This is a genomic window from Brevibacterium luteolum, assembly GCF_013004595.1.
Taxonomy (GTDB): domain Bacteria; phylum Actinomycetota; class Actinomycetes; order Actinomycetales; family Brevibacteriaceae; genus Brevibacterium; species Brevibacterium luteolum.
The window spans coordinates 73,614-99,009 of sequence record NZ_JABEMC010000001.1; the positions used below are offsets into that span (position 1 = coordinate 73,614).

Annotated in this window: 20 protein-coding genes; 10 read left to right on the forward strand and 10 right to left on the reverse strand. The window is 66.3% G+C overall.

Going from position 1 to position 25,396, the window contains the following annotated elements; genetic code table 11:
- The 8 genes from HLA91_RS00415 to HLA91_RS00450 all read left to right on the forward strand — a co-directional run bounded on the left by HLA91_RS00415 (window position 1) and on the right by HLA91_RS00450 (window position 8,130).
- The gene (locus HLA91_RS00415; protein WP_146004306.1) at window positions 1-1,017 is read left to right on the forward strand and encodes a hypothetical protein; all 1,017 of its coding nucleotides are present in this window, start codon (window positions 1-3) and stop codon (window positions 1,015-1,017) included.
- A gap of 62 nt (window positions 1,018-1,079) precedes the next feature.
- Window positions 1,080-2,129 carry a hypothetical protein gene (locus HLA91_RS00420; RefSeq protein WP_170273082.1) on the forward strand — a complete coding sequence of 350 codons (1,050 nt, stop codon included), beginning with the start codon at window positions 1,080-1,082 and terminating at the stop codon, window positions 2,127-2,129.
- Window positions 2,126-5,509, forward strand: a complete 3,384-nt coding sequence (locus HLA91_RS00425; protein WP_170273083.1) for a hypothetical protein — start codon at window positions 2,126-2,128, stop codon at window positions 5,507-5,509. Before HLA91_RS00420 ends, HLA91_RS00425 begins: the two co-directional genes overlap by 4 nt.
- Window positions 5,510-5,518: 9 nt before the next feature.
- Window positions 5,519-5,845: a hypothetical protein gene (locus HLA91_RS00430; protein ID WP_170273084.1), complete on the forward strand. Its 327-nt coding sequence runs from the start codon at window positions 5,519-5,521 to the stop codon at window positions 5,843-5,845.
- A 5-nt stretch (window positions 5,846-5,850) separates the two neighbouring features.
- The gene (locus HLA91_RS00435; RefSeq protein ID WP_170273085.1) at window positions 5,851-6,300 is read left to right on the forward strand and encodes a hypothetical protein; all 450 of its coding nucleotides are present in this window, start codon (window positions 5,851-5,853) and stop codon (window positions 6,298-6,300) included.
- Window positions 6,297-6,662: a hypothetical protein gene (locus HLA91_RS00440; protein ID WP_170273086.1), complete on the forward strand. Its 366-nt coding sequence runs from the start codon at window positions 6,297-6,299 to the stop codon at window positions 6,660-6,662. Before HLA91_RS00435 ends, HLA91_RS00440 begins: the two co-directional genes overlap by 4 nt.
- 12 nt (window positions 6,663-6,674) lie before the next feature.
- On the forward strand, window positions 6,675-7,682 hold the full coding sequence (locus HLA91_RS00445) for a peptidoglycan recognition protein family protein (RefSeq protein WP_170273087.1): 1,008 nt from the start codon (window positions 6,675-6,677) through the stop codon (window positions 7,680-7,682).
- Between the two features lies 1 nt (window position 7,683).
- Complete coding sequence (locus HLA91_RS00450) at window positions 7,684-8,130, forward strand: hypothetical protein (RefSeq protein WP_170273088.1); 447 nt, start codon at window positions 7,684-7,686, stop codon at window positions 8,128-8,130.
- Between the two features lie 58 nt (window positions 8,131-8,188).
- Here HLA91_RS00450 and HLA91_RS00455 read toward each other — a convergent pair whose 3' ends face one another.
- The 9 genes from HLA91_RS00455 to HLA91_RS00495 all read right to left on the reverse strand — a co-directional run bounded on the left by HLA91_RS00455 (window position 8,189) and on the right by HLA91_RS00495 (window position 19,906).
- Window positions 8,189-9,031 carry a hypothetical protein gene (locus HLA91_RS00455; protein ID WP_170273089.1) on the reverse strand — a complete coding sequence of 281 codons (843 nt, stop codon included), beginning with the start codon at window positions 9,029-9,031 and terminating at the stop codon, window positions 8,189-8,191.
- Window positions 9,028-9,552, reverse strand: coding sequence for a hypothetical protein (locus HLA91_RS00460; RefSeq protein WP_170273090.1), 525 nt, complete (start codon window positions 9,550-9,552; stop codon window positions 9,028-9,030). Before HLA91_RS00460 ends, HLA91_RS00455 begins: the two co-directional genes overlap by 4 nt.
- A 49-nt stretch (window positions 9,553-9,601) precedes the next feature.
- Complete coding sequence (locus tag HLA91_RS00465) at window positions 9,602-10,390, reverse strand: tyrosine-type recombinase/integrase (protein WP_170273091.1); 789 nt, start codon at window positions 10,388-10,390, stop codon at window positions 9,602-9,604.
- A 44-nt stretch (window positions 10,391-10,434) separates the two neighbouring features.
- A complete protein-coding gene (locus tag HLA91_RS00470) occupies window positions 10,435-10,710 on the reverse strand; it encodes a hypothetical protein (protein ID WP_170273092.1) in 276 nt (91 codons plus the stop codon).
- A 197-nt stretch (window positions 10,711-10,907) separates the two neighbouring features.
- On the reverse strand, window positions 10,908-12,539 hold the full coding sequence (locus HLA91_RS00475; RefSeq protein WP_170273093.1) for a solute symporter family protein: 1,632 nt from the start codon (window positions 12,537-12,539) through the stop codon (window positions 10,908-10,910).
- Complete coding sequence (locus HLA91_RS00480; RefSeq protein ID WP_259797911.1) at window positions 12,536-12,952, reverse strand: DUF485 domain-containing protein; 417 nt, start codon at window positions 12,950-12,952, stop codon at window positions 12,536-12,538. Before HLA91_RS00480 ends, HLA91_RS00475 begins: the two co-directional genes overlap by 4 nt.
- Window positions 12,953-13,139: 187 nt before the next feature.
- On the reverse strand, window positions 13,140-15,920 hold the full coding sequence (locus HLA91_RS00485; protein WP_170273095.1) for an ExeM/NucH family extracellular endonuclease: 2,781 nt from the start codon (window positions 15,918-15,920) through the stop codon (window positions 13,140-13,142).
- A 146-nt stretch (window positions 15,921-16,066) separates the two neighbouring features.
- A complete protein-coding gene (locus HLA91_RS00490) occupies window positions 16,067-16,369 on the reverse strand; it encodes a cupin domain-containing protein (protein ID WP_102161076.1) in 303 nt (100 codons plus the stop codon).
- 66 nt (window positions 16,370-16,435) lie between these two features.
- Window positions 16,436-19,906, reverse strand: coding sequence for a proline dehydrogenase family protein (locus tag HLA91_RS00495; RefSeq protein WP_170273096.1), 3,471 nt, complete (start codon window positions 19,904-19,906; stop codon window positions 16,436-16,438).
- A gap of 146 nt (window positions 19,907-20,052) precedes the next feature.
- Between HLA91_RS00495 and HLA91_RS00500 the strand changes: the two genes are divergently transcribed.
- Together HLA91_RS00500 and HLA91_RS00505 are read left to right on the forward strand one after the other, a co-directional pair.
- Window positions 20,053-21,717, forward strand: coding sequence for a GntR family transcriptional regulator (locus HLA91_RS00500; RefSeq protein ID WP_239557119.1), 1,665 nt, complete (start codon window positions 20,053-20,055; stop codon window positions 21,715-21,717).
- A 35-nt stretch (window positions 21,718-21,752) separates the two neighbouring features.
- Window positions 21,753-23,804 carry an acetoacetate--CoA ligase gene (locus HLA91_RS00505; RefSeq protein WP_239557120.1) on the forward strand — a complete coding sequence of 684 codons (2,052 nt, stop codon included), beginning with the start codon at window positions 21,753-21,755 and terminating at the stop codon, window positions 23,802-23,804.
- 2 nt (window positions 23,805-23,806) lie between these two features.
- Here the strand turns inward: HLA91_RS00505 and HLA91_RS00510 are convergent, their stop codons facing one another.
- A complete protein-coding gene (locus HLA91_RS00510; RefSeq protein ID WP_204514247.1) occupies window positions 23,807-25,312 on the reverse strand; it encodes a hypothetical protein in 1,506 nt (501 codons plus the stop codon).
- Window positions 25,313-25,396 lie beyond the last annotated feature (84 nt).

Genomic DNA, 25,396 nt, shown 5'->3' on the forward strand with positions numbered 1-25,396 from the left:
ATGCCACTCCAGCCAGTCCCATGGGCCACCGGAAACGGCGCCGATAACCCCGTCGAAGGCGCTCGCCTAGCATTGCATGCTGCGACCAGCGGTGCCCGCGGCGTGGCGGGCCCGGACGACATGCGCGTCACGGCCTTGCCGGTGCCCGGTGGGGCGGTGCGTGTACACACTGGTGCGGGAGTGACCCCGAACGACTACATTCCCGGTGGCGGAGCTCAAGCGTATGCAATGCGAGAGGAATCCCACACCGACGTCCCCATTCCCGCTACGGGTTCGGGCGGTGGCGCGACCCGCTATCTCATCGCTCGGGTCCAGGATCCCCAGTATGCTGGCGCGGAACCAGAAGACGTTGTCAACGGCCCGTACAACCACTATGCGATCGTCGGATCCAAGGACGGCCACAAATTCCCTTACGTCCCACTGGCGAAGATCGTGCAGCCCGCGAACACGGCCACGATCACGAACGAGATGATCACGGATGTCCGCGAAGTCGCCAACCCGCGCGAAAAGACTGTCCGGTTCCCCCGCCCGGTCGTTAACCAGCACATCGATGGCTATTCGCATGTGCTGCGCCATCGCCGCAACGGCACTGGGCATGGACGCGGTGAGCAGTTCCCGGACTCTGCCAATGGCGGCCGATTCGACCTTGACATCCCGGAATGGGCGACCCGCATGCATGTCGACGCCCGGTGGACGTCGGTGCGCTACAACGGCCAGTCGTCCTGGGGAGCGTTCTACCTGCAGTACGTCGGCAAGGACGGCGTGTGGCGCTCCACCCAGGACTTCGGGTGGGACGTCAACGAGGGCAACATCTACACCACGAACTGGCTGCTGTCAGATAATCTCTTCATCCCGTATGCGATGCGCGGCGGGAGGCTCAGCATTTACATGCGCGCATTCGTTGAAGACAACTCGAATGCGAAACAGGGAGCCGTCTCGCTGAATAAACGATCAGGTCTGCATCTCGACGTCACCTTCTACGAAGTTGCGGACTGGACGGGCTGGAATACCAGATGACCTGGAGGTATTTCGCGACCCGACTACGCGGGGACGGTCCCGAGCGTGACGACCGTGACGTGTTGGACTGGAACCTCCCGCTGACCGGTGCCGAGATCTCGAACGTGATCAATGGGTTCGGCGGGCTGCGCGGCACCCTCAAGCCAGAGCATCCGCGTCTCATCGGCATCCAAGGACTGCTGGAGCCAGGCTGCACCGCCATCTACGCCGAGCAGGATGGCCAGATCCGAGGCGGGGGCATCGTCGTCGAACCAGAGGAAGACTCACCCGACTTCAAGGTCGAAGCAATTGGCCACGCCGGCTACCTCGACCACATGCCATACACCGGCGAGAAAGCGATCGAACGCGGAGACCCGCTCGAGACGTCATGGCACATGTGGCAGCACACCCAGGCCCGCCCCGGTTTCAACCTCGGCATGACCCAGGCAGGAGACAAGAAGTCGAAACAGGTGTTCCTCGGAGACCCCGACGCCACCCCATCGAAGACTCCGAAGAAGGTCACCCCCTACGTGCTGTCCTGGTGGCAGACCCACGACCTCGCCCGCGAGTTCGACCAGATGGCCGAACTCGGAGGCTACGAATGGACCGTCCGCCACTCATGGGACAGCCACACAATCCGGCATGAGCTCGTTTACGGCCACCCGCGGTTAGGCCGCCGCCGCCACGACCTGCGCTTCGTCGTAGGCGAGAACGTCACCGAACAGCCCGTCCTCACCGCCGATATCGACACAGCAGCCACACACGTCCTCGTCCTCGGTGCCGGCGAAGGACGCACGATGATGCACCACACCGACATCAAACAATCGCCCGGCCGCCTCGCCCGCTACGCAATCGTCACCGACAAGTCACTGACCACCCCAGCTCAGGTCAAAGCCCGCGCCGCCGCAGAGCTCACAGCCCGCCAGCCCGGCCCAGACGTGACCGAACTCAAGATCCTCGACCACCCGAACGCGCCACTCGGAACCGTCGAACCCGGCGACGACATCAAGCTCACAACGAAACCCGGCTGGCACGACCGGCTCGACGTGTGGGTGAAGGTCCTCGCCGTCACCATCACACCCGAGCAGCCGACCACGACCCTGACCGTCCGACGAGCGGAGAAGATCTCATGAGCCAGCTAGCACGCCTCATCCGCGAGATCGACCAGCTCAAAGCCCAGCTCGCCGCCGCCACCTCAACCCCACAGCTCGCTCATTCTGCCATCGAGGGTGGCAGCATTGATTCCTACGACCACGCTGGGAACCTGCGCCTGCGCATCGGCGATCAGGGTGATGGCACGCAGACGATCCGGGTGGTGGATGGGCCGGTCCCGCCGGCACCCTCGGCACCGGTGGTCGCCGTTGACGGCCCGGTGCTCACGATCAAGTGGGACGGCCACCTCGCCGACCCGAACCTCCCGTTGCCGGCGGACTTCGCGCGCATCCACGTCCACCTCGCCCAAACACCTGATATGAGCTCGGCACCCGTCCGCGCCTCCATCGAAGCGAAAGCGGGCGCATCCACCGTCACCGCTGTCGAGACAGCCGGCACCTGGTGGGTCGCGCTCGCCGTCGAGGCACAGTCCGGGAAGCGCTCGCCCCTCTCAGCTCCGGTTGAGGCGGTGGTGTCGCTGGTGAACCTCGACGGCGCGCTCGAAGCTGTGCGGGAGTCCGCGGACGGGAAGAACCGCAACCACTACAACCCGATCGAGCCGAGTCCGACCGACCATGAGCTCGCCCAGGGTGACTTGTGGTTTGACACGTCGGAGGACGGCCAGAACCTCCCGCACCGGTGGGATGGCGAGTCGTGGGTGTCGGTCGGTGATCAGCGTGTCGAGGCTGTCCGGTCGGCGATGGAGTCGATGCGTGGCGAACTTGAGCAGGTGATCGTTGATTCTTCGGGTTCAAAGGTTTTCTACCAGCCGACCCGCCCGTCGGCAGCTGATGCGTCGGTCGACGATCTGTGGTTCGACACCTCGGCTGAGGGTAAGAACGTCCCCCACCGGTGGGACGGCACTAGATGGGTGTCGGTCGCCGATCAACGTGTCGAGGCCGTGCGCACGGCGATGGAGTCGATGCGTGGTGATCTGGAGGGCCAGATCGAGGGTGCTGCAGGGAACCGGATCACATGGTCGCCTGCGACCCCTCCGACGGGCGCCGCACCGGGCAAGTCGGGCGATACGTGGTTTCAGATTCAGGCGGGGCGTGTCACCGGTCAGTGGGCGCACGACGGCAGCTCGTGGGTGGCCCGGCCGATCTCGCATGAGGTCATCGCCTCCCTCGACCTTGGCAAGGCCACGGTCGGTGAACTCGACGGCGGCCGGATCCGGGCGGGTTCAGTCACCGCTGACAGGCTGCTGGTGGGGGCGGGGTCGAACATTCTGCCGCTATCAGGCCTTCCGAACGGTATACCACCCGGGCGCATCCTGAACAATGCTGAAGTAGCTGCGTTCTCAGGCAGGCAAGGAGCTTATGGGCAGGGTTTCCGGGTGCGACAGAACCCGGCAACGGCGTCGAGTGAGTGGACTGATGTCTTCACGTTTTGTCGCATGTCAAAGACCAATTCGTTCGCCGCTGGCGATTATTTTCCCGTCACACCCGGTGAGGAGTATGTATTCTCCGCCAAGTTCGGTCTCGGTGGCGCCTACGTTGGTCCAACACCTGAGGCGCGGATCGTCTTTTACGTCTACACGCATGACACGAAATATGTCATGGGAGCCAGTTCGCCGGTGGCGCAACCGGCCTGGAATGGTGTCCCAGTTGAGCATTCGTTCGTCGTGCCGGCGACGGCCGCGTGGATGCAGGTGTACGTGAGAACGAACCAGGCTGGATGGGTGGAGATCGCTGAACCGAGTCTGCAGCTCAAGGTCGGTGCGACACTCATATCCGACGGCGCTGTGACGACGGAGAAGATCGCTGCTGGTGCGATCACTGCCGAGTCCGGTGTGATCGGGTCTCTCGACCTCGGCAAGGCCACAGTCGGTGAGCTTGACGGGGCACGGATTAAGGCTGGGTCGGTGCTGGCTGACGCGGTGCTCGTGCCAGGGTCGGCAGGCTCCACGGTCATCGCCGATGGTGCGGTCACCACCGAGAAGCTTGCTGCTGGTGCGATCACTGCCGAATCCGGTGTGATCGGGTCTCTCGACCTCGGCAAGGCCACAGTCGGTGAGCTTGACGGGGCACGCATCAAGTTCGGCTCCGCCTCCGGTGACATCCTCAAAGCGGATGCTCTGGACGGCAAGGTCATCACCGGTGCGGTCGTCCAAACCTCACACGACCACCCGAAAACCCTGCTTGATCCGGCGGGCGTGCACGTCACCGACGAAGACGGGCAGGACGTCGTCTACCTGGGTCGGCAGATCGGTGTCCGCGGGCCCTCTGGTGAGACTCTCGCGCAGATCTCTGATGACGGCGAGATCTCAGGACGTGCGCTCAACATCGAAGAAGATCCCGTCTACGCGGGCCTGCCGCTGCTGGGTGCATATCAGGCGTATGAGCGTCCGTCACGTGACGGGTACACAGGCTGGCTCGACTCCCTCCCCCGTGGTGTTGTCGCACGTGGCCGACTCAACCCGGACATCAACGTCAATCGGGGCGTCAGCAATGGGGTGATCGGGCTGATGGAGCTGCAGTTCCAGCAGGAAGCCGGTCGCCAGTTCAAGATCACTGTCGAACCGATCACCGTGTTCGTGTTCGACGGTGGCAGTGCCCGGCTGGTCGTCCGCTACACGTGGGATGGTTCACAGCCGAACTCGACGAGTTCGAACTTGGCGGACTGGCAGGTGCGATCGTCTGGCGGGGCACCCAAATTCTCGCTTGGCGGCAGCTTCCCCTATGAGGGTGAAAGCACCACCATCATCAGACTTTTACTCTGCCTGGAGACGGATAAGACAGTGAAGCTCGACGACCGCTCGTGGTCTACACGCGGTCGGATGCTGGTCGAGGACATCGGCCCCATCGTCGAGGACACGACCGTCGACCGGCTGCTCAAAGTGGAAAACAGTGTCTCGTCGCCGGAGCCGCCGGCGCCGGAGAAACGTAACTACACCAAGCGATATTGGGCAACCGCAGGTAGGGCGTTCTACACCCGTGGAGGCTACCGCACCTCCAACACCGATCTGGTGTATCAAGGCGACCAGCCTGGCATGGGCGGGATGCGGTCAGCGATTCTGTTCCCGTCGATGACCGGCGACCTCTCCGGTGCAGAAATCACCTCCATGACCATGCGCATCGACTTCACCCACTGGTACTACTCCGCCGGTGGTGACGCGCAGATCCAGCTGCACGGACTGTCCTCACTACCGACATCGATGCCGTCGATGGAGCACGGCTGGACGGAGAAGAAAATCCCGAAACCGGGTCAGCGTGTCGTCAAAATCCCGTCCCGGTATTGGTCGCGGTTCAAGTCCGGGAACGTGCGAGGCATCGGTATTGGTGACACGTCGCCGTCGCGTTCCGAGTACGGGCACGGGCGGTGGGCCCGCTACTACATCGAAGTCAAATACAGGAAGTGAGGACCTGTTATGAGTGCACTGTTGGCGACTGCTAGGGCGATGGACGATCAGGAGTTCCGGTGGCGGGTGATGGGCGCCTGCATCCAGCACGCCGCCACCTACAAGAACATGGAGGAAGGGCCGGGGAAGGAATACGCGCTGCGGGTGCTCGCCCAGCCGCACGACGTGGACCAGATGATGCTGTGCATCGTCGCCTCCAACCCGGTCATCTCAGGGTCGATCACCGTCGACGAGAACGGCACCGTCAAGTCTGACGGGGTGAAGGACGCCGACATCCTCTACGTCGTCGTCGAGACCTGGCCCATCGTCGCCGCACGGTACGAGGCGGCGGGGTGATACCGGTGACTCCTTTCCATCAGATCATCGGCCTCACCCGCATAGGGAAGGTCGCTCAGGGTGTCGCGCACGTGGTCATCGGCCTCACCTGGCTGCTCACCGACTCCGCGTCCCGCACCGCAGGGATCGAGTGGGTTGAGTTCATCACGCCCCACATGATCGGGTGGGCGTGGCTGATCACTGGGGTGGTCGCCGCGACGATCGGCCTCCAACCCCGCCGCACCCGCCGCCTCTCCGAGACGGGGTTCGGTCTCCTCATGCTCACCCCCACAGTCGTGGCCTTGTATTTCCTCTTCGGGTGGGTCGGCCACCTGATCCCCTCCGTGGAGGGCGGGGCACCCACCGGCATCACCACGGCGGCATCCTATGCGGCCCTGGCAGTCAGCGCCGGTCTGATGTCGCGGGTCACGCTCATCTGCCACCGGGTGCTCAGCAAGTGGGGAGGAGACGAATGACTGCTGTCGGTACTGCTGTCATCGCTGGGGTCGTCACTCTGATCGGCGCGGTCCTCACCTGGCTCACCGCACGGGGCACTCGCCGCGACACGGCTCTGGATCGTGCGGCGTCCTGGTGGGAGAAAAGTGTCGCTCGTTTGGAGGCTGAGCACGCCGAGCACGAGGCACGAATCCGCAGCCTCGAAGAATCCAACACGCAGCTGCGGGACGAGAACAGGACATTCCGGTCCGCGATCCGTGAGGTCATCACCTGGCTGACCGCGAACTTGGAGCACGAGAAGCAGGGCAAGGGACCACCCCTCCCGTACAGCTTCGAGCTACTGCTCTCCCGGCTGCTCCGCGCCATCGACCGAGACGACTGAAAGGACACGATCATGGCCTATGCGCTCTACGACAGGCTGCTGCGGGCGGTGAAAGCCTCCGGCCTGCCGTACACGGTGGTCGGGGGTGCCGCCTCCCGTGGCCGGGGCACCATGCGCTCCATCCAGACCATTACGCTTCACCACACCGCCACGCCCCGCAGCTACCGGAAGGGCGTGGACTACCCGACGTTCAACGTCGTCAAGAACGGCAGGCCGGGACTCCCCGGCCCCCTCGCCCAGCTCGGCCTCGGTCGATCGGGACACGTCTATCTGTTCGCTGCCGGCATCGCCAATCACGCTGGTCGGTCGCGGGCAACGTCCATGACCAATAAGTACGCCATCGGTATTGAGGCGGAGGGCGCGAACGAAGCGTGGCCGGAGCAGCAGTACGACGCCTATGTCCGGCTCGTCCGCGCCCTGCTCGATGAGTGCGACCTGCCCGTGTCCCGTGCCCTGCGGCACGCTGAGACCTGCTCGCCGCCCGGTCGCAAGCCGGACGCGAGCTTCAGTGGTCCGGCGTTCCGCCGTGCTGTCGACAACCTTTCACTGAAGAAGTCACCTACACCCGCACCTGAGAAGAAGGGACTGTTCGGAATGAGCATCATCGCTACAGGAATAAACACGAGCAAGCGCACCATCAAGGCGGGGCAGAGCGCCCGCATCCCCGTCGGAAAATATTTCTCGCTCGCCACTGTGAAGAAGGGGCAGACTGTCCGCCCCACCGTCCGCCTCGCCCTCCATGGCGCCCATGAGGAGGACGTGCTCGCCGTGTCGGCCAAGATCGTGGACTACGCGCCGAAGAGTAACCCGCAGGACAAGATCGTCGGCAACTTCTTCACCTCCGACTTCACGGGCACCACCGGGGGAGGTTGGTCCGACCACGTGTACACCGGCCAGGCGTACAAGGTCAGCCAGACCCCGCGCAAGGGCGGGAGTCTGCGCCTGCAGCTCCTCGTCACCAACAAGAGCAAAAACCCCATCGACATCCGTGTTACTGATTTCGTGGTGGAGGGAGATTGAAATGCGCATCGTCACCATCGACAACGCCTCAGCGACTCAGACCGAACATCCCGCCCGCGCCGCGGTGCGGACGTTTATTCAGACGTTCATCCCGGCAGCGGCGCTGTTCGTCCTCGCCGTTCCGCCGGTCGTCGACGTCATCCTCGATGAGGTCGGAAAGGCCGGCCTGGAACTGCCTGGCTGGGCCTACGCGGCGTTGACTGGCCTGTCGGTCGGTACGGCGCTCATCGCCGCGATCGTCGCTCGCGTCATGGCTATCCCGGCCGTAGAGAAGGCGCTGCGGTCGATCGGCCTTGGTGCTGCGCCGACTGAGCCGGACTTCGGCACCTGGGACGGCGACGAGGTTGAGGCTGACGTGGACGACCTGGCACAGGAGCCCACCGACGAGCCGACCGACCTCGGCGTGATCGACACCATCGACCCCGACGACTACCGGGCAGAGCACTGACCCAGCCCGCGACAGCGAAGCGCCCCACACCGGAATGGTGTGGGGCGCTTCTTGCGATTCATCGGTTGGCTTCACCGAGGTGTCTGGCGATAGCTTCGCCTAGGGAGTGAAGGTGCCGTAGCTTAATCGGGCCATTCTGCGGCGTCGAACCGCTGGCGGGGATAGGCCACAACCCGGAGCGAAGGCACATGACCTCGAATGTATCGGTGAACTTCTCGGCTTTGTTGTCGCTGGTGTATTCCAACGTCAGGGTCGCGTCGACCGGCATCCCCAGCGGGCCGGTGACTTCGTCGCCATCGCTGTCCACGAAGGTCATGTCCGAATCGGGATCGTGCCTGATGTGCCAGATGATCCGTAGGGACGATCCGGGCAGCAGTGTTCGCGGCGTAGTAAACATCTCGACGACAGATTTGGTGACAACGTCGGTTCGATTAGTCTCGGGAACGTACTCAATTGTCAGGTCCCGTGCTGCTGAACGCCCGTAGTTGGTGATCCGAAGATCGAACACATCAGCACTGGCAAGACCGGGCACCACCTCAACACCGACGTAGGGTCGGTGCGCCCGATGCGAATCGAGCGCTGCTTGCCTGTTCGCTTCTTCGGCCGCCGCGCTCGCCCTCTGCGTGGCTCGGCTGGATTCCTGACTGGCTTTCATCGTGCGCGCACCGATAGCGGCAGCCCAGATTGCGGTGGCGAGGAGGCCGATCGAGGTGAAGGAGCTCACGAGTGACGTGATGAGGGACGTGGTGCCGCCGGCGCCCCACACGATGGCGACCGAGGCGACCGTGACCGCGAGGCCAGCGGCAGTCCCGAAGCTGAACCACAGCACGCGCGTAGGAACCAGATCAGTTGGCGTATCAGGCACAGGTGTCTGTTCGGGAAGGTCTGGTGTTTGACTCATAGGTAGGGTGACCATTCGGTGAGCTTGGTTTGCAGGTCTTTCATGGTGCTGGCGAGGCGGTGGACTTCACCGAGGCAGCCGTCGTCAGAGTCGCAGTCGACTTCTCCGAATGCTTCGCCGGCATCGGAAGCAGCCTTGGCGGTCTCGACAGTCTCCTCGTATAGCGCGGCGATCTCTTCTGGCGGCTCGCCGAGGTAGTTGGTGCTTTGTTCGGAGGTGAGCCCGTTGAGGCCGAGGTAGGCGGACTCCGCGGTGTATCCTCCGGCGACGGCGTAGGCGTGGCAGTCGGCCGCGCCTTGATCGACGGCGATGGAGGAACAGGTTGCCTCCTCCCAATCGGTGATCCAGTCGTCGATGTCGTGCTTGACGCCGGCAACTTTGCTAGCGAACTGCTGCACGCTCGCTTCGCCTCCTCCGCGCTCGTCTCCGCTTGCGCCGTTGTCGTCGGACTGCTCGTCGCTGCTGCAGCCTGTGAGCGCAATGAGGGCGGCGACGGTCAGGGCGGTGATGGTTTGTCGCATGAGGCGTCCTTGTCTCGTGGCGGCCGGGGTGCTGTCAGCCTATCGGAGTTCACGCGGCCAGACTGTCGATGGCCGAGCGCATCTGTGACTCGTCGATCTCGGTGTAGAGCGCCGTGGTTGAGAGCTGTGCGTGCCGCAGGAGCTCCTGGACGACGCGCAGGTTCGCGCCTCGGCGGAGCATCTGAGTGCCGTAGTAGCGTCGCAGGCTGTGTGCGGAGCCTTTGACGCCGGCCCGGCGCATGGCCTTGCCGATCGTGTCCGAGGCGGAGTTGGCCTTCATGTGCCCGTCGCCCGATGGAAACCAGTAGCCGGCCGCGGGCATTGTGCCGGCTAGTTCGCGGATGACGTCGGAGAGCGGGAGGCGTGCGATCACACCGCCCTTGCCTGCGACGGTGAGCGTGCCGAGGTCGAGGTCGACGTCCTCTGCTCGCACCTTGACGATCTCGTGGACGCGCAGGCCCTGGTAGGTGGCGAGCAGGATCATCGCCCGCGTCCGTCGCCGCATGGGCGCTCGGGCGAGACGCTGCACGTCGACGGTGCTGACCGTGTGCTGGCGGGAGCGGGGCACGCGCGGGTTCGGCAGCTTGTCGACGGGGTTGGTGTCGAGGTAGCCCATGTCGACGGCCCACGTGTAGAACGCTTTGACGTGGTTGCGGTAAGTGCGCCGGGATGAGTTCGACAGCTCGGGGCGGCCGAGCTCGGCCAGCAGCGCGGCACGTGAGGCAGTCAAGGGGTTGCCGAGTCGGCTGACGAAGGCGGAGCGCTCGACGATGGTCCGCTCTGAGAGCCCTTGTGCCGTCATCCAGTCGACCCACTCTGAGAGGACAGGGGAAGTCATGTGCAGAATTGTGCATGACCCGTCCGTGGAACGTGAGAGCTGGGTCACAGTTGTGGCCTATCTGTGACCGTGCCGTTACGCTCCCGTAGCTCCTCATCGCGCAACTGATCAGCCCACCTGTGCAGCTCTCCGACGCGCGCTTCTATCTCAATGGAGACCTCGCGGTAGACCGACACATCGTCCGGCAGCGCGGGCTCGTCGGCTGCGACCCGGTACGCGATCGACCGAGCGCATGAATCCTGGAGGCGGTGCAGCTGCTCAAGGCTGAGAGTGTCTAGATCGAGGGCCGCTCGGATTCCGCTGGCGCTGAACGTGGTCATGATCGACTGTCCTTTCGTCATGCCGCGCTGGGGTGCGGCAGGGCGGGTGATAGATGGCGGATCGCGGACAGAACCGCAACCTTCGGATCAGAAGGTTGGGGGTTCGAATCCCTCGTGGCGCGCCAACTGAAACCGCCGCCCGGAAGCCGGGCGGCGGTTTCGCTATTCTGCTCTGGCCTGCAGAGATGCTGAGTCGCTCAGTGTTCGACGGCCTTCTCTGCGCCGTAGCCGGTCATTGAGCGGACCTCCATTTCGGCTGCGAGCTTCGGATCCTCACCGCGCTTGCCGGTCAGTGATCCGATGAAGCCGAGCAGGAATCCGACAGGAATCGAGATGATGCCCGGGTTCTGCAGCGGGAAGATCGCGAAGTCGATGTTCGGCCCGAGCATCGCTGTCTCCGTGCCGGAGACCACCGGGGAGATCGCAATGAGGCCGACGGCGGTGATGAGCCCGCCGTAGATCGACCACACCGCACCGCGGGTGGTGAATCGGCGCCAGAACAGCGAGTACAGGATCGTCGGCAGGTTCGCGCTCGCCGCAACCGCGAAGGCCAGGGCGACGAGGAAGGCGATGTTCTGTCCCTGCACACCGATGCCGCCGAAGATCGCGACACCGCCGATCGCCAGCACGGTGATGCGGGCGACCTTCACCTCGGTCTGTTGTGTGACGGTGCCGCGCTTGATGACTGAGTTGTAGATGTCGTGCGAGAACGATGCTGCTGCGGTGATCGTCAGGCCGGCGACGACGGCGAGGATCGTCGCGAAGGCGACTGCCGAGATCGTGCCGAGCAGGATCGGCCCGCCGAGTTCGAGCGCGAGCAGCGGTGCTGCCGAGTTCACTCCGCCTGGGGCGTTCTCGATCGCCTCGGAGCCGACCATGGCGGCAGCGCCGTAGCCGAGCACCAGGGTGAAGAGGTAGAAGATGCCGATGAGCCAGATCGCCCAGACCACCGAGCGGCGGGCTTCAAGTGCGGTCGGGACGGTGTAGAAGCGCATGAGCACGTGCGGCAGCGCAGCGGTGCCGAGCACCAGAGCGATCGACAGGGACACGAAGTCGATCGGCAGCGCGCCGTACTTGAGTCCTGGGGCGAGCAGCGCCTCGGGCGGGTCAGCAGTCGCATTGGCAACGGCATCGCCAAGCAGCTGGGAGAAGTTGAACCCGTTGATCGCCAGCACCCAGACGGTCATGATGCCAGCGCCGCCGATGAGCAGGAACGCCTTGACGATCTGCACCCAGGTGGTGCCCTTCATGCCGCCGAACAAGACGTACATGATCATGAGCACGCCGACGACGGCGACGACGATCGACTGGCCGGTCTTGCTGTCGATGCCCAGCAGCAGGGACACGAGTCCACCGGCGCCGGCCATCTGGGCGAGCAGGTAGAAGAAGCACACCGCCAGTGTCGACATCGCCGCAGCCAGGCGCACGGGGCGCTGCTTGAGGCGGAAGGAGAGCACGTCGGCCATCGTGAATTTGCCGGTGTTGCGCAGGAGCTCGGCGACGAGCAGCAGTGCGACGAGCCAGGCGACGAGGAAGCCGATCGAGTAGAGGAAGCCGTCGTAGCCGGTCACCGCGATGGCACCGACGATGCCGAGGAAGGAGGCGGCTGAGAGGTAGTCCCCGGAGATCGCAAAGCCGTTCTGCGGGCCGGAGAACGATCGGCCACCGGCATAGAAGTCGGAAGCGCTCGCATTGCGCTTGGCGACACGGAAGACGATCGTCATCGTGATGGCGACGAAGACGAGGAAGATCGCGATGTTGAGGACGGGATTGTTCTCTGCGGTGGGATTGTCCTGGGCCACCGTGGTCAGTGCGGCTGCGAGCGTCATCGTTGGCCCTCCTCGTTCTCGGCGGGGGTCTCTGCAGCTTTGCCGACGGTATGGGCACCGGGGGTGTCTGCGGGGCGTTCGGCGAAGTCGGCGGCCTGCTTCTCCAGCATCAGGCGGATCTCGTTGGCTGCCGGGTCGATGCGCTGGTTGGCGAACCGAACGTAGACCATCGTGATGATGAAGGTTGTGGCGAACTGGCCGAGGCCGAGCAAGATGCCGAGGTTGATGTTGCCGATCACCGGGGTCGCCATGAAGTCATGGGCATAGGCGCCGAGCAGTACATAGGCGAAGTACCAGAGGAAGAAGAACGCGCTCAGCGGCAGCACCAGCGAGCGGTGCTTCTTCTTCAGCGCTTGGAACTCCGGTTGGGATTCGACTTTCTCGAAGTCGATAGCTGCGGTCGGTGGAGACACTGAGACACCATTCCTTTCGCTGCCGCAGGATTGGACGCGGCTCTGCGAAACAATACGCCGATGAAACTGTGACCGACGCCACATCATTCAGTCTGTTATCAAGATGTTGTGATCTTGCACACAGAAAACGCCGGCCGAGACCCTGCGGTCTGCAGCCGGCGTCTGCGTGGACAGGTATATGTCCTGGTCAGCCCTTGCGGCGGCGGGTCAGTGCGACCGCACCGGCACCGAGGCCGACGAGCACACCGGCCACGGCCAGGCTGCCGAGCTCCATGCCCGTGCGCGGCAGGCGGCGATCGTCAGCTGAGTGCTGGCGATCCGTGCGCGGATCCTTCGACGAGTCCGGCGAGCCCTTGCGGTCCCCGTCGTCCTGGCCCTGGTCATCATCGTTCTGACCCTGGTCGTCGTCGTTGTTGCCCTGATCGTCTCCGTTGTCATCGGAGGGGTCATCGCTTGGATCCACCGTCGGGTCGACCGTCGGATCCTGGCTCGGATCGTCGGTCGGCTCTTCACCGGCGTCCTCGTCGACGTTGAAGCCGACGATGAGCGGATCATGATCCGAGGAGCGGAAGACCGAATCGTCGTAGAGGTTGCGGACGTTGTTGTTGTAGCGGCTGTACTCTAGGCCGACCGACTCACCGGAGTTGATGTTCCACACATCGGCACCGGTGACATCGCCTGCGAGCTCTGCGCTGGCGAGGATGTGGTCGAGGCTGCCGACGCGGCCGCCGAACAGATAGGTCTGCTCGTCGGTGTGCTCCTCGCCGAGGTTGGTGTAACCGGCCTCGTAGAACACCTGCATCGGGTCCTCGAAGGTGTAGGAGTTGAAGTCGCCGAGCAGGAACGCCTTATCGGTTCCGGTGGCCTTCTTCTGCTCATCGGCGAACCCGACGAGCGCCTTCGCCTGCTTGACGCGGTCGGCGTTCGAGGCGCCCTGGCCGTCGCCGGAGTCCTCGTTGCCGTCACCGGAGCCGGAGCCCTTGGACTTGAAGTGGTTGACGATCGCGACGAACTCCGCCTCGGTGTCACCGGGCTTCGCGAAGGCCTGCGCGAGCGGGGCGCGGGCGTTCTTGTAGGCCGCGTTGTCGAGGATCGCCGGGGTGCCGACCGGCTCGGCCTTCGCGGTCTGGTAGATGAACGCGGTGCGGATGACATCCTCACCGACGGCCGGGACCTGTTCGGGGCTGGCCGCAGCCGCCCACTTCTCAGAACCGGCAGCGGCGTTGAGCGCGTCGACGAGCTGGTTGAGTGCGTCGTCGCGGTCCTTGCCGAAGGCCGCCGACTGCTCGATCTCCTCGAGCGCGACGATCGAGGCATCGAGGGTGTTGATGCCGTTGACGATCTTGGCCTGCTGGCGTTCGAAGTTCTCGGCGTTGGCCGCACCGCGGGCAGCGCAGCCGCTGCGCACGGTGATTGGGTTGCCCTCGCGGTCGGTGTAGTACTGGCAGCCTGAGAGCTCGTCACCGGTGGTCGGGAAGTAGTTGAGCACGTTGTAGCTGGCGATGCTCAGCTGCCCGCCCACCGCCTCGGGAGCGGCCGGACGGTTGTTGGCGAACGTCGCCGGAGCGGCCTCGTCCTCGTTGTCACCGGTGACGGTCGCGGTGGGCTGCAGGCGCCAGGTGTCGTGTCCGTAGCCGAGCACCGCCGCCGAGGTGAAGGTCGCCTCAGCGCCGACGCGCACCGGGTTGTCGAGGGAGACGTAGGGCACCGGCACGTCGCTGGCCTTGCCGGTGAAGTCGCGGGTCGCGCCGTCGTCGAGGAGGTAGAAGCGATCGTTGTTCTCCGCTTCGAGCTTCTTGGCCTCATCGGTGCCGGGGCGGTGGGCGTCGGTGTGGTGGCGCAGCGGCTTCGTGCCGTTGGTCAGGCCGACCTCGCCGTAGCGGTTGGCGGTGTAGGTGTCGGCCACGGTGATCGGGCCGGCTGGGTGGACGAGCATGCCCTCAAGCGATTCGCGGGCCTCATCGCCGTCCGGCAGTGCGCCGGTGAACGGCTTGGGGGCCTCAGCCGGCTCGCTCAGCTCGGTCAGGCCGCTGCCGGTCACGGTGATCTGGGTCTGGCCGTAGTATTCGCTGACCGTGCCGGTGACCTCGACGTGCACGCCGGGCTTGACGGTGCCGACGGTGTCCTTCGAGTACACGAACAAGCCCTCTGAGGCGCCGGGCACCTGGTGGGCGTCGCCGCCGCTGCCGGCGGTCTGGATGAAGTACCCGTCGAGGCCGCCCTCGGGGTAGGCGGCGGTGACGACACCGCGGGTGCTGACGGTCTTGCCGTCGAGCGGGCTGGTCTGACCGGTGCCCTGGATCTCGGAGATCGGGGTGAGGTTGGCCGGATCCGTCGGATCGTCGGTGAGGTCGTCTGTCGGGTCGGGGTTCGGTGCGTCGCCGGAGAGTTCGCCGGGAGTCGGTGTGCCGGCGCTCCAGCTGCTGCCGGACTTCTGGATCGACTGGCCCTTCGGGGCCGTCGCGCCGGTCGGGGTCGCCTGCGCGCCCTGGGCCGCCTCGGGCAGCTGGTCGCTGGAACCTGCGGTGACGCCGCGGCCGCCGGCGGTGCCGCCGACCTGTGCGAAGTCCTGCAGCTCGCCGTCGGCATCGACGACGAAGGCAGAGGAGCCGTATGCGCCATCGGCGGCGGTGCCGGACTTGACGGAGTTGGTGATCGGCACCATCACCGCGTGCGCGCCGGAGTCCGGGGCAGTGGTGCCAGCCGGCAGGGTCACGACGTGGGCGTCGGACTGCGGGTCGCCGCCACGGGTGACCGAGCCGACGGTCCAGCCGGAGAGGTCGGTGCCGGGATCAGCGGCGATCTCGATGAAGTCGGTGTCGTCGGCACCGGCGTAGGCGATCTCGGAGATCGTCGCCGTGCCGGCCGGTGCCGCAGCCGCCGGAATGGCGATGAGCGCACCGGAGGTGCCGGCTGCGATGAGCACGGAACCGGCCACAGCCGTTGCGCGCAGATGGAGGGAGTGCATGGAGGAATCCTTCAGTCGGAGTGCACCCCGGATGACCGGGAGTGCAGATGAGACTCTTCCACGGTACCCAGGATTCACTCAGAAATCGGGAGTCCGGTCCAAAGTTCTGCTGAACAACACGTAACCTGTCAGCGATCTCGGCAGGCTCAGCTGCCGGTGCGCTGCTTGAACTCGACCTCGACGAAGGCGCATTCGGTGTCGGACTTGTTGATGACGTTGTGCTCGCTGCCGACCGGGCGGGTGTAGCTGGCGCCGGGGACGAGCACGTTCTCGAACGTCTCCTCCGGTGTCACCACCGTCAGCGTGCCCGGTTCGGTCGGCACGACGACATAGTCCATCTCATGAACGTGCATCGTCGTCTCGGATCCGGGCGGGAAGCGCCATTCGGTCACGCGGGTGAACTCGTTGTCGATCTGGACGGTCGCAATCGCCTGGGTGTACTCGCTCATGCAAACAGCATAGCCGCGGGCGCATGCGATCATGCGTCCGCGGCCATGGCTGCGATCGGGCGGGACTCAGCCCATGAGGTCGTGTGCGAGCTCGTGGAAGTCGCTGCTCGGATTGCCGAACCGGTGCAGCGTCATCGAGATCGCCTGTTCGTGGACGTAGTAGCGCTGCTCGACGCGGGCTGAGCTCACGACGTCCTGGTCGATGAGCGCGACCTCGGGACGGTCGACGGTCGCCTCCCGCAGCTCCGGTTCGACCGAGCCGACGATCCGGATCCGGGCGCCGACGGTGTCGTCGTAGTTGCCATCCGCCACGGCGGAAGCGAACGCGTCGGCGGTCTCGACTGCCACCTCGGTCTCAGTGTCCGTCGCCGAGGTGGTGCTCGCCTGGAGTGCGTCGCGGGCGGCTTCGACGAGCTCGTCGGAGCAGTCGGGGTGGACCGAGACGAGCAGCGGGGCGCCGACGGTCCGGCCGGCATGGGCGGTGCGGCGCACATGGTCGCCCACGGCATCGGGAGTCACGCGGATGGTGACTGGACGGGGCAGGTGGCGGAAGATGTTGGCCTCAGCCTGCAGATCGGTCGGGTCGGCCGGCTTGCCGAAGAACTCCCGGTAGACCTTCTCATCATCGCCGTAGGCCTTCGCCAGCCAGTCCGAACCGGTGCCGGCGGTCGCGTGCGCGTCGCCGGGCAGCTCGGCATCGCGCCAGTCGCCGAAGAGCATGAGGTAGTTCGGTCCGCCGGCCTTCGAGCCGAGACCCACCGAGGACAGCTTCCAGCCGCCGAAGGGCTGACGGCGCACGATCGCGCCGGTGATGCCGCGGTTGACGTAGACGTTGCCGGCCTCGACCTCGTCGAGCCACTGGGCGACCTCGGAGGTGTCGAGTGAGTGGATGCCGGCGGTCAGGCCGAAGTCGACGGCGTTCTGCAGCTCAAGGGCCTCATCGAGGTCCTTCGCATGCATGAGGCCGAGCACCGGGCCGAAGCATTCGGTGAGGTGGAAGAACGAACCGGGCTTGACGCCGTCCTTGACGCCGGGGCTCCACAGCCGGCCGGAGTCATCGAGCATCTTCGGCTCGACCAGCCACGACTCACCCTCATCGAGCTGGGTGAGGGCACGTTCGAGCTTCTCGGAGGGCGCTTCGGTCAGCGGGCCCATCTCGGCGAAGAGGTTGGTCGGGTAGTCGACGACCATCGAGGAGGCGGCGTCGACGATCTGCCGGCGGTAGCGTTCGGAGTCGTACACCGAGCCGACGAGGATGCCCAGCGATGCCGCCGAGCACTTCTGCCCGGCGTGGCCGAACGCGGAGGCCACGAGGTCGGCGACGGCGAGATCGCGGTCGGCGGCCGGGGTGATGACCAGAGCGTTCTTGCCCGAGGTCTCGGCGTTGATCTCGAGTTCGGGGTTGAAGCTCTTGAACAGCGAGGCCGTCTCCGAGGCACCGGTGAGGATGACGCGGTCGACGTCGGGGTGGGCGAGCAGCGCCTTGCCGATGTCGCCCTCGCTCGGGGCGACGATCTGCAGCACCTCGCGCGGCACACCGGCCTGCCACAGGCAGTCGACGAGTAGGGCCGAGCAGTGCGGGGTCGGTGAGGACGGCTTGTGGATGACCGAGGCGCCGGCGGCCAGTGCGGCGACGGTCGAACCGGTCGGGATCGCGACCGGGAAGTTCCACGGCGGTGTCACGACGACGAGCTCATCGGGTTCGAACCGGGCGCCGGCGATCTGCTCGAGTTCGAGGGCCTGGCCGGCGTAGTAGCGGATGAAGTCGATCGCCTCGGAGACCTCCGGGTCGGACTGCGCGAAGGTCTTGCCGGCCTCGGCGGCCATTGTGGTGAGGAACTCCCCGCGGCGGTTGGCGAAGATGTCGGCGGCAGCCAGCAGGATCTGCCCGCGGCCGGCGGCACCGAGCTCCCGCCAGCCGCTCGCAGCGGCCTTGCCCGCAGCGATCCGGGACTCCATATCGGCAACCGACTCCACCGCCTCGGGAGCGGGGCGGCCCTGAAGCCAGTCACCGGCGCGCACCGGTTCGATGAGCTGCTCGGCCCAGCGCTGATTGGCCGGCAGTGCCGGGTCGGTGTCGGGTTCGTTGACGAACTCGCCGAGGCGGTGGTCGCCGGCGTACTCCTGGGTGCGGTCCTGCGTGCGGTTCGGGCGCGGGGCCGTCTCACCGTCAGCGGCGAGGATCTCCTTGAGATCGTCGACGGCGGCGCGGAAGCGCTCCTCTTCCTGGCGGAAGGCGGCGTTGCCGTTGCGCAGCTCGAAGATCGTCGACATGAAGTTCTCCGCAGACGAGTTCTCCTCCAGGCGGCGGACGAGGTAGGAGATCGCGACGTCGAACTCAGCCGGGTGGACGGCCGGTACGTAGAGCAGCAGCTGGCCGACATCGGCGCTGATCGCCGCCGACTGTTCGGTCGCCATGCCCTGCAGCATCTCGAACTCGACCCGGTCGGCGACCCCGCGCGACAGGGACAGCTCGTGGGCGAAGGCGATGTCGAAGAGGTTGTGGCCGGCCACGCCGATGCGCAGCCCGGTCATCCGCTCGCGCTGGAACAGCCAGTGCAGCACGCGCTTGTAGTTGGCGTCGGTGGCCTCCTTCGACGGGCAGGTCGTCAGCGGCCAGCCGGCGATCTCAGCATGCACCTGCTCCATCGGCAGGTTCGCGCCCTTGACGAGGCGGACCTTGATGCCGGCCCCGCCGTCGGCGACGCGCTCATCGGCGAAGGCGGCCAGGCGCTGCATGGCGGCCAGCGCATCGGGTAGGTAGGCCTGCAGCACGATGCCGGCTTCGAGGTGCTTGAGCTCCGGTTCGCTCAGCAGGCGGGTGAAGACCTCCAGGGTGATCTCCAGGTCGCCGTACTCCTCCATGTCGAGGTTGATGAACTTCGAACCGGCCGGGGCCTTGGCGGCCTCGCGGTAGAGCGGGCGCAGCCGGTCGAGGACGTACTCGACGGTGTCCTCGAAGGCCCACAGATTGATCTGCGAGGCGATCGAGGAGGCCTTGATGGAGACGTAGTCAACGTCATCGCGGGCGAGCAGCTCGTGGGTGCGCTCCAGGTGGCGGTCAGCCTCCTCATCACCGAGGACAGCCTCGCCGAGCAGGTTGATGTTGAGACGGTGCCCGTCAGCGGTGAGCGTGGCAACGGCCTTGCCGAGCTGCTCAGGCCGGGCGTCGACGATCATGTGCCCGACCATCGAGCGCAGGCGGGCCCGGGCGGCGGGCACGACGACCTGCGGAGCGATGGGGGCGAGTGCCGAACCGGCCTTGATCTGGGCGCGGTCGAGAGCCGAGATCGTCGCCGGTGCCATCGCTGCGACCTCGCGCAGCGCTTGGGCGGCGGAGTGGGAGTCCTCGGTGCGGATGACGCGGTCGACGAAGCCGACGGTGAAGTCCAGGCCCTTGGGGTCGGACAGGATCGCGGCGAGCCGTTCGGCGGCCGGGTCCTTGGCCGCAGGCGTGCCGGCCGAGATCCGCAGCCACCGGCGCACGCGGTCGACGGCGGCCTCGGTGATGGCCGTGAGATTGGTGTCCTCGATCATGGTGCCTCCTTGCCAGGCTGCCCCAGGCAGCCGAACCGAGCGATATGCCCTGCGGCGTCCTGCCGCGTGTGCGCCCAGTATGCGGTCGGCCCGCCGGCCACGTCATGCATCTCACATCGATCTGCCATACTGATGAGTCAGAAGTATTGACTGTTCCCGAGGAGGTGGTCGCTGTGGCAGGACGCGCGGTGCCCACCGAGGTGCGCCTGCACGCTGTCGAGCAGGTGCTGGCCGGGACGTCCGTCGCCGAGGCAGCTGCAGGCAGTGGAGTCTCGGCCGCCTCCGTGCGGCGCTGGGTGCGACGCTGGCAGGAATCCGATCCCTCACTGCCAGCAGACAAGCGGCTGGCCGACCGGCCGCGCAGCGGCCGGCCGGCCGTGCAGGCCACTGCTGATCAGGTGGTGGCCGCGATCCTCGCCGGTGCTGGAGCACGGATCGATGCCCGGGCCTATTCGACGCGCGGGATCGCGGAGATGACCGGGCTGAGCCAGCCGATCGTCAGCCGTGCCGTCTCCCGCTTCACACCCTTTGCACAGTCGCGCGCTGAGGAGTCCCGGTCTGTGCTGCGCCTGGAGGCCTGCGCTGTCGGGTTCCCGCTGGCCGTCATCACCGCCAGCCGGCTTTCGCGCTCAGCCCGCATCTCCACCCGCGGGCCCCGGGCTCGATCGCGGCGGGCGGCCAGTGTGACCGCCGGGATGCACGCGGCAGGGCTGGCCGCCTGGGCGCGGCGTCCAGCAGCCGAATCCCGGTTCGGGCCCGTCACCCGGGCGCTCACCGCCGCTGCCGAGGTGCCTGCCGACCGCGTTCTCATCTTCGACCCGCTCGCCGTTGTGGCGGGCGACGACAGCCGCCTCTCGCCAGCGGCATGGCGGGATGCCGAGATCGCACACATCACCGACCTGGAGGAGTTCAGCACCCGGCTGCGAGCACTGCTGGCCGACTGCGCCGACGTGCCCGGCGACCTGCTCGATGCCCTGGCCCAGCAGGTCACCCGCGGCCTGGAAGGTCTCGCCTGGATCGCCGGAACCAGGCCAGCAGATCACAAGAGTTCTGAATCGAAAGACCGGGGTTCTGGCGCTGGCGATGCTGCTGGTCTGCCGGCTCCGAATGTGTCGGCCTGGCTGCCGCGCGAACAGCCCTCCCTGACCGAGCAGCTCGCCCTCGCACTGCGCGAGGAGATCATCGACTCCGGTTACACCGTCGGTGACCGGATCCGCCCAGCCCAGCTGGCCTCCCGCCTCGGGATCGGCAGAGCGGCTGTCGACGTGCCGCTGCGGCGCATGGTCGATGACGTGCTGCTCGACGGCTCGCATGGTGATGTGCGCATCCCAGTCATCACCTCACGCGATGTGCTCGACGTCTACGCCAGCCGGCAGGCACTGGGCATCGTGCTGCTGCGCAATCTGGCCACCCGCCCGCGCCGCGACCTTGTGCCCGTCCGGCATGCCCTCGACCGGATCCCGGCCGTCGCCCGGCTCGGACTGCGCACCGGGCTCAGCGTCGGCGATGCCGATCTGCGCTTCCAGCAGGAATTCGCCCGCGCAGCAGGACTCGCCCAGACCGCCCGCACCTTCGAAGCGCTCATCCTCCGGCTGCGGCTCTACATCTCGGTGCTGCGCGTCGACTACTCGCCGGCCGCACGGCGCATCATCTACGACAACACCCGCATCGTCGAGGCCCTCGAACGCGGGGACGCAGACTCAGCGATCGACGCCTGGCGCGGCAAACTCGACAACGCCGTCAGACACATGGCCGGAATAGTCCAGCACCGCAGCTTCGACATCGGCCTGTGGGCGCGGCTGACCGGCTGACGGCTGATGAGACGCCGGCCACATTCGCTGGCACAATGGCTACGGTGATCGCCAGCGACCCGGCAGGCAAGCCGGAGGACGGAGCAGAGATGAGCCCAGAGACCAACGGCGGTGACGCTGTGCTGTGGACGCCGCCGCGTGAGCGGGTGGAAGCCAGCCGAATGTATGACTACCAGCGGTGGCTGGCACGCGCCCGCGGAGTCGAGACCCGCGGCTACCGGCAGCTGCACGACTGGTCGGTGCGTGAGCTCGACGCGTTCTGGGACAGCATCTGGGAGTACTTCGACGTCATCGGCGACCGCGGCGACGGCCCCGTGCGCACAGGGACGAAGATGCCCGACATCACCTGGTTCGCCGGAGCAACGTGCAACTACGCCGAGAACATCTTCCGCCGCGTGCACACCCGCCCGGACGTTGAGGCGCTGGTCGGGCTGCATGAGGATGAGCGCCGCGAGTCGTTGACCTGGCGCGAGCTCGCCGGACGCGTCGGGGCGCTGGCCGCCTGGCTGCGCGAACACGACGTGAAGCCAGGCGACACCGTGTGTGCGGTGCTGCCGAACATCCCGCAGGCCGTCGAGGCGATGCTCGCCTGCGCGACCGTCGGCGCTGTGTGGTCGGTCGTCGGCCCGGACTTCGGGCTCACCGGCATTGCCGATCGCTTCGCCCAGCTGGAGGCGAAGGTCCTCATCACCGTCGACGGATACCTCTTCAACGGCAAGCACCTCGACATGCGCTCGATCGTGCCCGATCTGCGTCAGGCGCTGCCGAGCATCGAACACCACATCCTCATCGACCAGCTCGGCGACGAGCTCGAAGCCCGTGAGCTGGCCGAGGGGACCACACTGCACTCGGCGATCGTCGCGGACCCGGTCGATCCGGTTTTCGAGCCCGTCGACTTCTCCCACCCACTGTGGGTGCTGTACTCCTCGGGCACGACGGGTAAGCCGAAGGGCATCGTCCACGGCCATGGCGGAGTGACGATCGAAGCGCTCAAGGCCAACGCGCTGCAGTACGACTTCACTTCAGATGATCGCTGCTATATGGCAGTGGCGACGACGTGGGTGGTGTGGAACCTGCTCGTCAACATCATGACCGTCGGAGCAACGATCATCACCTATGACGGGTCCCCCGTCGCCGGTGTGCCGGACAAGCAGTTCGAGATCCTCGAACGCGAACGCGCCACCTCATTCGGCACCGGGGCGGCGATCCTCACCCTCGTGCAGAAATCGGGGCTGTCACCGGCAGCCCGCTACAACCTCTCCGCTCTGCGCAAGATCCTCTCGACCGGATCTCCGCTGCCGGAGAGCACCTGGGACTGGATCTACCAGCACGTCCACGACGACATCCACCTGGGATCCGACTCCGGCGGCACCGACATAGCCTCCGGGTTCATCGGCTCGAACCCGTATGACCCGGTGGTCCGTGGGCACCTGCAAGGCGCCTACCTCGGCGTCGACGCGCAGGCCTTCGACTCCCATGGCCAGCCGGTCGTCGGTGAGCTCGGCGAGTTCGTCGTCACGCAGCCGATGCCTTCGATGCCGGTGTTCTTCTGGAACGACCCGGACGGCAGCCGTTACCGCGAGGCCTACTTCGACGCGTTCCCCGGAGTGTGGCGCCACGGTGACTGGGTCACCCACTTCGACGACGGCAGCTTCATCATCCACGGCCGTTCGGACTCGACGATCAACCGCGGTGGCATCCGGATGGGCTCAGCCGACATCTGCCAGGTCGTCGATGCCGTCGACGGCGTGCAGTCCTCGATGGTCATCGGTGCTGAGCTGGGTGACGGTGACTATTACATGCCGCTGTTCGTCGTCCCGGCGGTAGGACACACGCTGACCGATGAACTGCGTGCCACGATCGTGACAGCCATCCGCGAGCAGATCTCCCCGCGCTACGTGCCCGACGAGATCATCGAAGCCCCAGCCGTGCCGACAACCCGCACCGGCAAGGTGATGGAAGTGCCGATCAAGCGGATCTTCCAGGGCGCTGCTCCTGAGTCGATCAACCGGGCGACCGCGGCCGAACCGCAGGTGCTCGACTGGTATATCGAACGAGCCTCTGCCTTCGCCCGCGATCGCCGCTGAGATCAGTCCTCGCGTTTCAGCCCGCGAGCGACCGTGATCGCTGCGATGCCGCAGCCGAGCAGGAGCAGCGCCGAGCCGAGTGCTGCGCCGGTGCCGACCGGGCCGGTGCGCGGCAGCTCATCTGAGGTGGGCGCCTCTGCCTGCGGCCGCGTCGTCGGTGGCGGCGGGGGTGCCGCGGTGCGGTGTTCGGGACTGTCCTCAGGCGGCGTCGTCGGTGCCGGTGGGGGAGGAGTCGTGGAGCTCGGCGGCTGCGTTTCTGCCGGCTGCGTCTGCGTCGGCGGTGTCTGCGTCTCAGGAGGCTCCTGGGTTTCAGGTGGGGCGGTCGTCTCAGGTGCCGGCGTCGTCTCCTGCGGGGGTTCCTGCGTCGGAGGCGGTTCGGTGGCAGGCGGTGATTCGATCGGCGGGACGGTGACGATCGGCGGTGTCATGGGTGGAATCGGGGGAGCGGGTTCGATGGTGTGCTCGGCGCTGGCCGATGCCGTCGTCGGCTCACCGGCGGTCACGATGCTCTGCACGCGTGCAGCCGGTTCGCCTGTCTGCGGGTCGATCGGGTCGTAGACGATGACATCGGTGGCCGGCAGTCCGGTCGCGGTGACCGTGACGGCCACCGGTTCGGTGCTCCCGCGGTCGGGCCGGACACTGAAGATCAGTGGTTCGGCAGCCGAACGCAGCTCGGTCTCCTCGACTGCTCCGCCGGAGACCTCGACCGTCAGCGGAATGTCATCAAGCGTCTCGCCTGAGGCGGACACCACGCTGACCCGAGCCTGAAGCGGACGGTAGAAGGGACTGCTGCCGGCCTCGGCCGGTTCACCTGCCGGGTCGGTCGCCGGCTGCGGGGTCGCCGGTCCGTCGAGAGCCAGCTCATCGCCTTCCCCTAGGCTCAGCTCCACCCGGTAGGGTCCCGCCAGGTCAGCGGCGTCCTTCGTGATGTGCGCATACGCCTCGGCCGCCTCGGCGAACTCCGCGCCGAGCTCACCTGGTTCGGCGGGCGCGATCGCATGATCGTGCTCGAGGTTCTCATCGAGCCGGGCGATGGCCGCCAGCGCCGCCTGGATCCCCGCGTCATCAGCCGAGCTGTGCGCCGAAAGCGCCCACGCCGTCTCCGCAGACGCCAAAGTCTGCCCGTCGGCCTGTGTGAAGTACTGCGGATACGGCGACTTCAACCCGGCGTCGATGCAGTAGGCCGCCGCGTGGGACAGCGAACTGCCCGGCAGGGAGAAGTATGCGCCGTACCAGGTGCGCCCGGCAGGAGCGTGATGCCACAGACCAGGTCCATACATGCCGGCATTCGTGCTGCGGTAGCGCTTCGGCTGCGGGCCGCCGTCGAGTCCGACGTCCGGGCGCAGGTCCGGCGGACCTGACAGGGCAGGCGGCTCTTCACCTCCGGCCAGGCCGGCAGCCAGCACAGGTGGCGCGGCGGCCACCGGGCCGATGGCAGCCAGAACGGATACGGTCGTCACTGCGGCGGCCCGGCGCAGTTGCCGGGCGGGAATGCTCACTCGTCTCATGCGCCCAGTCCAGCGGTCGCCTGCCCACGACAGAACACCTCGGGCACGGCTGTGGACACACGCCCACCATCCACAGCCGCCGCA